The following is an 8,938-nucleotide window of genomic DNA, read 5'->3' as shown; positions in this document are numbered from 1 at the left end:
GAAGAACACCGGCCAGTTCGARCGCACGCTGATCATCGCCGAGGAAGGGGCTTACGTCTCTTATCTCGAAGGCTGCACTGCACCCCAGCGCGACGAGAACCAGCTTCATGCCGCCGTGGTCGAGCTGGTCGCGCTTGACGACGCCGAAATCAAGTATTCGACCGTCCAGAACTGGTATCCGGGCGATGCCCAGGGCAAGGGCGGCATCTACAACTTCGTCACCAAGCGCGGCGACTGCCGTGGCGACCGTTCGAAGATCTCGTGGACCCAGGTTGAGACCGGCTCGGCGATCACCTGGAAATACCCAAGCTGCATCCTGCGCGGCGACGATTCTCGTGGCGAGTTCTACTCGATCGCGGTTTCGAACGGCTACCAGCAGGTCGACTCCGGCACCAAGATGATCCATCTCGGCAAGAACACGTCGAGCCGCATCATCTCCAAGGGCATCGCCGCCGGCTTCTCGCAGAACACCTATCGTGGCCAGGTCTCGGCGCACCGCAAGGCGACCAATGCCCGCAATTTCACCCAGTGCGACAGCTTGCTGATCGGCAACCAGTGCGGCGCCCATACCGTGCCCTACATCGAAGCCAAGAACGCAACCGCGCAGTTCGAGCACGAGGCGACCACCTCCAAGATCTCCGACGACCAGAAGTTCTACGTCATGCAGCGCGGCATTCCCGAGGAGGAAGCGATTGCGCTGATCGTCAACGGCTTCGTCAAGGAAGTGATCCAGGAACTGCCGATGGAGTTCGCCGTCGAGGCGCAGAAGCTGATCGGCATCAGCCTTGAAGGCTCGGTCGGCTGACCGGCGATAGAGATTTAGAAAGAAAAAAGATGCTTGAGATCAAGAACCTGCATGCCCGTATCGCCGAGAGCGGCACAGAGATCATCCGCGGCCTGAACCTAACGGTGAAGGCTGGCGAAGTCGCCGCCATCATGGGTCCCAACGGCTCGGGAAAATCGACGCTGTCTTACATCCTCGCCGGTCGCGACGACTACGAGGTGACCGAGGGCGACATCCTCTACAACGGCGAGTCGATCCTGGAGATGGATCCGGCCGAGCGCGCCGCCAAGGGCCTGTTCCTGGCGTTCCAGTATCCGATGGAGATACCGGGCGTCGCCACGATGGAGTTCCTCAAGGTCGCGATGAATTCGCAGCGCAAGGCGCGTGGCGAGGAGCCGCTCAAGATCCCTGATTTCATCAAGCGCGTGAAGGATGCCGCCAGCACGCTGGAGATGGACTTCAACATGCTCAAGCGTCCGGTCAATGTCGGCTTCTCCGGCGGCGAAAAGAAGCGCGCCGAAATCCTGCAGATGAAGCTTCTCGAGCCGAAGCTGTGCGTCCTCGACGAGACCGACTCCGGCCTCGACATCGATGCGCTCAAGATCGTCTCCGACGGCGTCAATGCGCTCCGTTCGCCCGATCGCGCCATCATCGTCATCACCCACTATCAGCGCCTGCTCGACCACATCGTGCCCGATACGGTCCACGTGCTCTACAAGGGCCAGGTCATCAAGTCGGGCGACAAGTCGCTGGCGCTCGAACTCGAGGAAAACGGCTACGCCGGGATCATCGAAGAGGCGGCTTGAGGTGTCGGTCATGAACATGCTTGCTACAGTCCAGCGGACCCCGGCGGAGGCGGCGATCATCGACGCCTTCGGCGAGCGGCTTTCGCTCCTGCCCGGTGACGGCGCCGTCATGGTCAAGCGCGACAATGCGATTGAGCAGATCAAGGCTGGCCTGCCGACCCGCCGTGTCGAATCCTGGCACTACACCGACCTGCGTCGCCTTCTGACTTCGGTGCCGGCCTTCGACGCCAGCGCCGCTGGCAAGGCGATTGCGCCTCTACTCGAAGGTTCGACCGTGCTTTCGATCATCAATGGCGTTTCGGCAGCCACGCCGAACGTTGATGGCGTTTCGTTCCAGCGTCTCGGCGACAAGCTCGTCGATGGCAGCTATGCGCCCGCGCTAGTCACCTACGGCAGCGACGACGCGGTCGGCGCGCTCAACACCGCCTTTGTCGCCGACGGCTATTTCGTCGACATCGAAGACGGTGCTCAGGTGGAAAAGCCGATCGAACTGCAGAATATCCAGGCCGGCGGCCAGGTACATGTACGCCTGCCTGTGCGTGTCGGGACGGGCGCCAAGGCGACCATCGTCGAGCGCCAGACCGGCGAGGGCGCAGGCCTCGTCAGTTCGGTCAGCCAGTTGCTGCTTGGCGACGATGCCGAGGTGTTGTGGCTGATCGTTCAGGATCAGCCTGAGACGGCGACCCATCTCGCACAGTTCAAGGCCGAGCTCGGCAAGAACTCCAAGCTCACGCTGTTCGTGATGAATGCCGGCGGCAAGCTCGTGCGCCAGGAAGTCATCGTCAAGGCTTCAGGCGAAGGCGCCGATTTCAAGCTGCGCGGCGTCAACCTGCTTTCCGGCGACACGCACGTCGACGTCACCATGGTGCTCGACCACACCGTGCCGCACACCTCGTCGACCGAAGTGGTGCGCAATGTCGTCACCGGCCGCGCCAAAGGCGTGTTCCAGGGCCGCATCAACGTCCATCAGATGGCGCAGAAAACCGACGCCCGCATGGCCTGCAACACGCTGTTGCTGTCCGATGATGGCGAGTTCTCGACCAAGCCCGAGCTCGAAATCTTCGCCGACGATGTGGCTTGCGGCCATGGCGCGACTGTCACCGAGATCGACCGCAACCATCTCTTCTATCTGATGGCGCGCGGCATCGATGAAAAGACTGCTCGCGGTCTCCTGGTCCGGGCGTTCCTGGCCGAGGTCATCGAGGAACTCGAAGACGAAACGGTCGTCAAGCCGTTGGAAGAGTTGCTGACCAGCTGGTTTGCGACGCACGCCTGACCTGATCCTTCTCCCCGCTCGCGGGGAGAAGCTGCTGCTCGAATGAAGGCATGGGAACTTGTTGATGGATCAGAAGGTCGAAGACAGCATCTACGACGTCGAGGCGATCCGCCGCGATTTCCCCATCCTGTCGCGCGAAGTCTACGGCAAGCCGCTCGTCTATCTCGACAATGGCGCCTCGGCGCAGAAACCGCAAATCGTGATCGACACGATCAGCCATGCCTATTCCAACGAATACGCCAATGTGCACCGTGGCCTGCACTTCCTGTCGAATGCCGCCACCGAAGCGTATGAAAAGGCACGCGAAAGCGTTCGCCGCTTCCTCAATGCCGGCAGCGCTGAAGAGATCGTCTTCACCAAGTCGGCCACCGAGGCGATGAACACCGTCGCCTATGGTTTCGGCATGCCGAACATCGGCGAGGGCGACGAGATCGTGCTGTCGATCATGGAGCATCACTCCAACATCGTTCCGTGGCACTTCATCCGCGAGCGCCAGGGCGCCAAGCTGGTCTGGGTGCCTGTCGATGATCTTGGCGCCTTCCACATCGAGGAGTTCGAAAAGCGTTTGACCGACCGGACCAAGCTGGTCGCCATCACGCATATGTCGAATGCGCTCGGCACAGTGACGCCGATCAAGGAGATCTGCCGCATCGCCCATGCACGCGGCATTCCAGTGCTGGTCGAYGGCAGTYAGGCTGCCGTGCACATGCCGGTCGACGTGCGCGACCTCGACGCGGATTTCTACGTTCTGACGGGTCACAAGGTCTACGGGCCATCAGGCATCGGCGTGCTCTACGGCAAGCGCGAGATGCTGGAGAAGATGCGGCCCTTCCAGGGCGGCGGTGAGATGATCGTCGAGGTGACCGAAGACAACGTCACCTACAACGAGCCGCCGCACCGCTTCGAGGCCGGCACACCCCCGATCGTCCAGGCGATCGGCTTGGGAGCCGCGCTCGACTACATGGACAGCATCGGCCGCGAGCGCATTGCAGCGCATGAGGCGACGCTGCGCGACTATGCCCATGAACGCCTGCGGGCCATCAATTCGCTGCGCATTTTCGGCGATGCGCCGGGCAAGGGCGCGATCGTTTCTTTCGAGTTGCAGGGCATCCACGCCCATGACGTCTCGATGGTTATCGACCGCCAGGGCGTTGCCGTACGCGCCGGCACTCATTGCGCCCAGCCGCTGTTGAAACGCTTCGGCGTAACCTCCACATGCAGGGCGTCGTTCGGCATGTACAATACGAAGGCCGAGATTGACGTTTTGGCCGAAGCGCTTGAAAAAGCGCGTAAATTCTTCGGGTGAGCACCATGGAAGACGCTATCGCCGCCACAGTTGACGACACCGCGCCGGACACGGCGGGAAACGGTATCGCTTCGGCCTCGGCCATCCCAGCTGACGACCTTGCGCGGCTGACGGACGATATCGTCTCGGCGCTGAAGACGGTCTATGACCCGGAAATCCCCGCTGACATCTACGAACTCGGCCTGATCTACAAGATCGACATTGAAGACGACCGCACCGTCAAGATCGACATGACGCTGACCGCACCAGGCTGCCCGGTCGCAGGCGAAATGCCCGGCTGGGTGCAGAACGCCGTCGGCGCTGTCGAAGGCGTGTCGGGCGTGGAGGTCACCATGACCTTCGATCCGCCGTGGACGCCCGATCGCATGTCGGAAGAAGCGCAGGTTGCGGTCGGCTGGTACTGAGCCTTTGCTGTGGTGAGGCTTGCATGCGAATGCGATCTTCACCATCTTGGTTTGAGATGAAACATTCCGCGGGCCTTGAACCCGTCGATGAATGGAGACTGGAATGGGACGCTTCGCCGTCATCAGCATGACCGAAAAAGCCGCCGACCGGGTGCGCGAGATCATGGCCACGCGCGAAAACGCGCAAGGCATTCGTCTTGGCATCAAGAAGGGTGGTTGTGCCGGCATGGAATATACGGTCGATCTGGTGACCGAGCCGAACCCCAAGGACGACCACATCGAGCGCGACGGCGCCCATGTCTATGTCGCGCCCGAGGCGGCTTTGTTCCTGTTCGGCACTCAGATGGATTTCGAGACCACGGCATTGCGCACCGGCTTCACCTTCAGCAATCCGAACCAGAGTTCGGCCTGTGGCTGCGGCGAATCGGTCGAGCTGAAGCCTGCCGACCTCAAGGCACTGGCCGAGGCGCGCGCCCAGGGCGCGGCCTGACCGGCGCTCAGTCCACCCACAAGCCGTGACGCTTGTGCCAGTCATCGATTGAATCTGGCGGGTAGAGGTCGAATACCGTGTCTCCAGGCCGGATGTCGGGCTCCACCCAGGATGCCTTGTACTTCAGCATCAGGTGAACGCGGTTCGGCGCCTTGGGCAGGTCGGTATCGATCGCCGAGGCGAAGGGATGCACCAGCTCTGGCCAGGTCGGGTCATAAAGCCACATCGCGGCCCCGCATTGCCGGCAAAAGCGCCGTTCGCCTGTGGACGCTTCCGGCTGTTGACGCTCATCGTCATGGATTGTCGCCCGGTACAGTCCCAGAAAGCTGTTGCCCACCACCTTCAGCGTGGCGGAGAGTGCGCCCAGGTTGATGGCATAACCGCCGCCGCCCTGCTGCTTGCGGCAAATGGAGCAATAGCAGAGTTGATAGGGCACCGGCGTGTGGCTCTGCACCTCGAAGCGGACCACCCCACAGCGACATGACCCCTTGAGCAGCATCGGCATCGGTGCTTTCCTTTCCCTTTTTGGCTTGCATGCTAACAGCAATGCAGGGAGCCGTGATGACCGAAGCCGACATTGTCGATCTCTTCGCCGGCCTCGGACCCGTCAGCGTGCGCAGGATGTTCGGCGGCAAAGGCATTTATCATGACGGCGTGATCGTGGCGATCGAGCTCCGAGGCGAGCTTATGCTGAAAGGCGATGCCGAATGCGCGCCCGATTTCGAGGCAGCGGGTTGCCGGCAGTGGACCTACACCGGTTCCAGACACGGCAAGACAGTGGCGATGCCTTACTGGACCGTTCCCGACAGCGCGGTCGACGATCCTGACGAAATGGCGATCTGGGCGCGCAAGGCCTATGAAGCCGGGCTGAGGGCCAAGAAGTAGCCCTACATCGCGCCGGGCGGCACGAAGAAGCAGTTCTCGTGCTCTTCGGTCGGATGCAGGCAGATATGGTATTGGCCGTCCTGCGATGGAATTTCCGAACCATAGGGGACGAAATATCGGTTCGGGTGTGTGACTTTGCGATGATCGCCGGGGTTTAGGACGATTGTCCAGCCACCGTCGCGCTCGACAACCGCACTTCCCGGTATGTTCTGGCACTCGCCGCGGTTGGTGTCACCGTGGCAGCAGGCAAGCGGGTAGCTCCAGTCAGACTGCGCCTGGTGCGCGTCTGAGACTGGCGTGCCCGCGATGGTGGCAATCAGCAGAGCTGTGCATCGTCGGCAGCAACAGACTACCCGTCGCGGCGGAGCCGGCTGTCTGGAAAGGCGGAGGCCGAAAGACATCGCGCACTCCATCTGCCGATCCGCGCATTTGCGGACCGGCAAATCCTACGATGATCTACCCTCCTAAGATATTAGCAGCAACTAATCTTAGTGCCAAATGTCGCGACAGGCAGCGCTCAGCGATTGCCAGCCAGCGAGATCGCGACCTTCGCGGCCAGGCGCGCATTGTTCTCGACCAGCGCGATGTTGGTCTTGAGACTGGCGCCATTGGTCAGTTCGAGGATCTTAGCCAGCAGGAACGGCGTCACCGCCTTGCCTGAGATATTCTGGGCTTCAGCTGCCTTTTGTGCTGCCTCGATATAGCCGGCCATCTTTTCGGTCGGGATCTCGTCGCTTTCAGGCACCGGGTTCGCCACCAGCATGCCGCCATCGAGCCCAAGAGCCGCGCGCGTCTCATAGAGGCGGGCGATCTTTTCCGCCGCATCCAGCCTGAGCGGTGCCGCATAGGGCGACTTGCGTGACCAGAAGGCGGGAACGATGTCGGAGCCGAAGGCAACGACCGGAACGCCGCGCGTTTCCAGCACTTCCAGCGTCTTTTCGATGTCGAGAATGGCCTTGGCGCCGGCCGAAACCACGATGACGGGCGTGCGCGCCAGCTCGTCCAGATCGGCAGAGATGTCGAAGCTCTTTTCAGCTCCCTTGTGCACGCCGCCGATGCCGCCGGTGGCAAAAACCTTGATGCCGACCAGATGAGCCGCAATCATCGTTGCGGCGACCGTGGTGCCGCCGGTGCGGCCTTCGGCAACGGCAAAGGCCATGTCGGCGCGCGACAGCTTCATCGCCCCGCCGGTCATGGCCAGCGACTCGCGCTCGCCGTCGGACAGGCCGATCTTGATGCGGCCGTTGATGACGGCAATGGTCGCCGGAACCGCACCACCGTCGGCGATGATCTTTTCGACATTGGCCGCCATCGCGCTGTTGTCGGGATAAGGCATGCCATGCGTGATGATGGTGCTTTCGAGCGCAACGACCGGCTTGCCTGCCGCGAGTGCGGCGGCAACAGGGGGGTGGACGTCGATGAAGGGGCGGGCGGTCTCTAGCGTCATGGTGATCTCCTTGGGCGCGTCATGCCATTTCCGAGGCTTGCGGCACAAGGGCCAGCACCGCGTCGAAGGCTGTTTGGTCGAGTGCGGGCACAGCCGAAGCGCTCTCGATGGCCAATACCGCTGCGGCAATGCCATGCCTGAGGGCACCATCAAGTGGCAGGCCGCGCAGCAGTGCCACCGTCGTAGCACCGGCGAGCGCATCGCCTGCGCCAGTAACGTCGACCACCCGCCGAGGGGCGGGGGGCGAAACGACCAAAAGCCCTTGCGTGTCATAGGCAAAGACCGAGCTGCCGCCTGCGGTCACGACGCCGCGCCGCAACCCCGCTGTCATGAGGCCGCGTGCGATCTCGGCCGGATCGGCATCCGTATCGGTGCCAGCGAGAACGGCCGCCTCGCGCCGGTTCATGAACAGGCACGACAGTCCGTCGAGGATAGGCCTCAGCCGCACAGCCTTGGCCGGCGAAATGGCAATGGCAAACAGCGGGGTCGTACCCACAACCTCCGCCAGGCGCCAAAGGGCCGCCTCGGGCAGGTTGGCATCGCAAAGCACGGCGTCGACCTTGCCGATCGCCTCGCGCAGTTTGGCGCGGCGCATCTGCTTGGGAAAGGCGAGTTCGTAGAGCCCCATGTCGGCAAGGGCGGCCACCACGTCGCCGTCGCGGTCCAGTAGCGCGGTATAGCTCGGCGTCGCGCGGTCGAGGAACACCGCCGACAGGTCGGCGATGCCGTTGGCCAGGATTTCCGCGGCAACGGCCTCGCCGGCCGCATCGCCGCCGCGCACCGACATCAGGGAACCCACGGCACCTCGCCGTACAGCGCCGCGCAGCGCATTGAACGCCCCGCCGCCGACCTCCTCGCTCATGGCGCCTGGGATCGAGGCGCCCGGAACGAACGGCGCGGTCATGCGCCCGCGCCGGTCGACATGGGCGCCGCCGACGGCGAGAATTCTGGGTGACTTCATGCTGAGGCTGTCCGTTGGCGTGTTAGGCGGCAAACTTAGTGTTCTGGGCGAGGGGCGGCAACCGATACCGAATCGCGATTTGGCGAGGCACCGCATGCGAGGTGGCGACCTCCATGCGACATCGGATCACGTGCGGTGTTGAAACAAAAAAAGAACATCACCAGAAATACTGTTCAATATCAATAGCTTGAATGCTCTTGCCAAATGTGAACAAAACAGGTACAAATTTATATCGGCATCGGATAGACCGGCCTTCATTGATGACCACGGGGTGATGTATCATGGCTCAAAATTCATTGCGGCTTGTAGAGGAAAATTCGGTGGACAAATCTAAGGCTCTGGACGCGGCGCTGTCGCAGATCGARCGSGCCTTCGGCAAGGGCTCGATCATGCGCCTCGGCGCCAATGAGCAGGTTGTCGAGATCGCGACGGTCTCCACCGGCTCGCTTGGTCTCGACATCGCGCTCGGCGTCGGCGGACTGCCGCGTGGGCGTATCGTTGAAATCTATGGGCCGGAAAGCTCGGGCAAGACGACGCTTGCTCTTCACACGATTGCCGAAGCTCAGAAGAAGGGCGGCA

At 62.2% G+C, this 8,938-nt stretch carries 11 protein-coding genes and 1 pseudogene; 8 read left to right on the top strand and 4 right to left on the bottom strand.

Going from position 1 to position 8,938, the window contains the following annotated elements:
- The 6 genes from sufB to sufA form a co-directional block, all read left to right on the top strand.
- On the top strand, positions 1–805 hold an 805-nt coding region (gene sufB / locus AC1DWF_RS27740; protein WP_476842299.1), incomplete at its 5' end, for a Fe-S cluster assembly protein SufB.
- 29 nt (positions 806–834) lie between these two features.
- Positions 835–1,590 carry a Fe-S cluster assembly ATPase SufC gene (sufC, locus tag AC1DWF_RS27735; RefSeq protein WP_214385125.1) on the top strand — a complete coding sequence of 252 codons (756 nt, stop codon included), beginning with the start codon at positions 835–837 and terminating at the stop codon, positions 1,588–1,590.
- A 10-nt stretch (positions 1,591–1,600) separates the two neighbouring features.
- Positions 1,601–2,866: a Fe-S cluster assembly protein SufD gene (gene sufD, locus AC1DWF_RS27730; RefSeq protein WP_476784530.1), complete on the top strand. Its 1,266-nt coding sequence runs from the start codon at positions 1,601–1,603 to the stop codon at positions 2,864–2,866.
- Between the two features lie 64 nt (positions 2,867–2,930).
- Positions 2,931–4,172, top strand: coding sequence for a cysteine desulfurase (locus tag AC1DWF_RS27725; RefSeq protein WP_476842298.1), 1,242 nt, complete (start codon positions 2,931–2,933; stop codon positions 4,170–4,172).
- A 5-nt stretch (positions 4,173–4,177) separates the two neighbouring features.
- Positions 4,178–4,576 carry an SUF system Fe-S cluster assembly protein gene (locus AC1DWF_RS27720; RefSeq protein WP_476788108.1) on the top strand — a complete coding sequence of 133 codons (399 nt, stop codon included), beginning with the start codon at positions 4,178–4,180 and terminating at the stop codon, positions 4,574–4,576.
- Between the two features lie 103 nt (positions 4,577–4,679).
- Positions 4,680–5,066, top strand: coding sequence for a Fe-S cluster assembly scaffold SufA (gene sufA / locus AC1DWF_RS27715; RefSeq protein WP_476788107.1), 387 nt, complete (start codon positions 4,680–4,682; stop codon positions 5,064–5,066).
- A 7-nt stretch (positions 5,067–5,073) separates the two neighbouring features.
- Here the strand turns inward: sufA and AC1DWF_RS27710 are convergent, their stop codons facing one another.
- Positions 5,074–5,571, bottom strand: coding sequence for a GFA family protein (locus AC1DWF_RS27710; protein WP_476784534.1), 498 nt, complete (start codon positions 5,569–5,571; stop codon positions 5,074–5,076).
- 56 nt (positions 5,572–5,627) lie between these two features.
- On the opposite strand from AC1DWF_RS27710, the gene AC1DWF_RS27705 reads away from it, so the two are divergent.
- Positions 5,628–5,951, top strand: a complete 324-nt coding sequence (locus AC1DWF_RS27705) for a TfoX/Sxy family protein (protein WP_476784535.1) — start codon at positions 5,628–5,630, stop codon at positions 5,949–5,951.
- A 2-nt stretch (positions 5,952–5,953) separates the two neighbouring features.
- Here the strand turns inward: AC1DWF_RS27705 and AC1DWF_RS27700 are convergent, their stop codons facing one another.
- The 3 genes from AC1DWF_RS27700 to AC1DWF_RS27690 form a co-directional block, all read right to left on the bottom strand.
- Positions 5,954–6,352 carry a hypothetical protein gene (locus AC1DWF_RS27700; RefSeq protein ID WP_476788106.1) on the bottom strand — a complete coding sequence of 133 codons (399 nt, stop codon included), beginning with the start codon at positions 6,350–6,352 and terminating at the stop codon, positions 5,954–5,956.
- A 116-nt stretch (positions 6,353–6,468) separates the two neighbouring features.
- Complete coding sequence (locus tag AC1DWF_RS27695) at positions 6,469–7,398, bottom strand: pseudouridine-5'-phosphate glycosidase (protein WP_476788105.1); 930 nt, start codon at positions 7,396–7,398, stop codon at positions 6,469–6,471.
- A 19-nt stretch (positions 7,399–7,417) separates the two neighbouring features.
- Positions 7,418–8,359 (bottom strand): carbohydrate kinase family protein, encoded by a 942-nt coding sequence (locus tag AC1DWF_RS27690; protein WP_476788104.1) that lies wholly within the window; start codon positions 8,357–8,359, stop codon positions 7,418–7,420.
- Positions 8,360–8,640: 281 nt separating this feature from the next.
- On the opposite strand from AC1DWF_RS27690, the pseudogene AC1DWF_RS27685 reads away from it, so the two are divergent.
- Positions 8,641–8,938, top strand: a pseudogene (locus AC1DWF_RS27685) (recombinase RecA); the annotation flags it as partial.

It is taken from the genome of Aminobacter sp. P4_D5, assembly GCF_056401815.1.
This window is presented reverse-complemented; position numbering and strand designations above follow the sequence as displayed.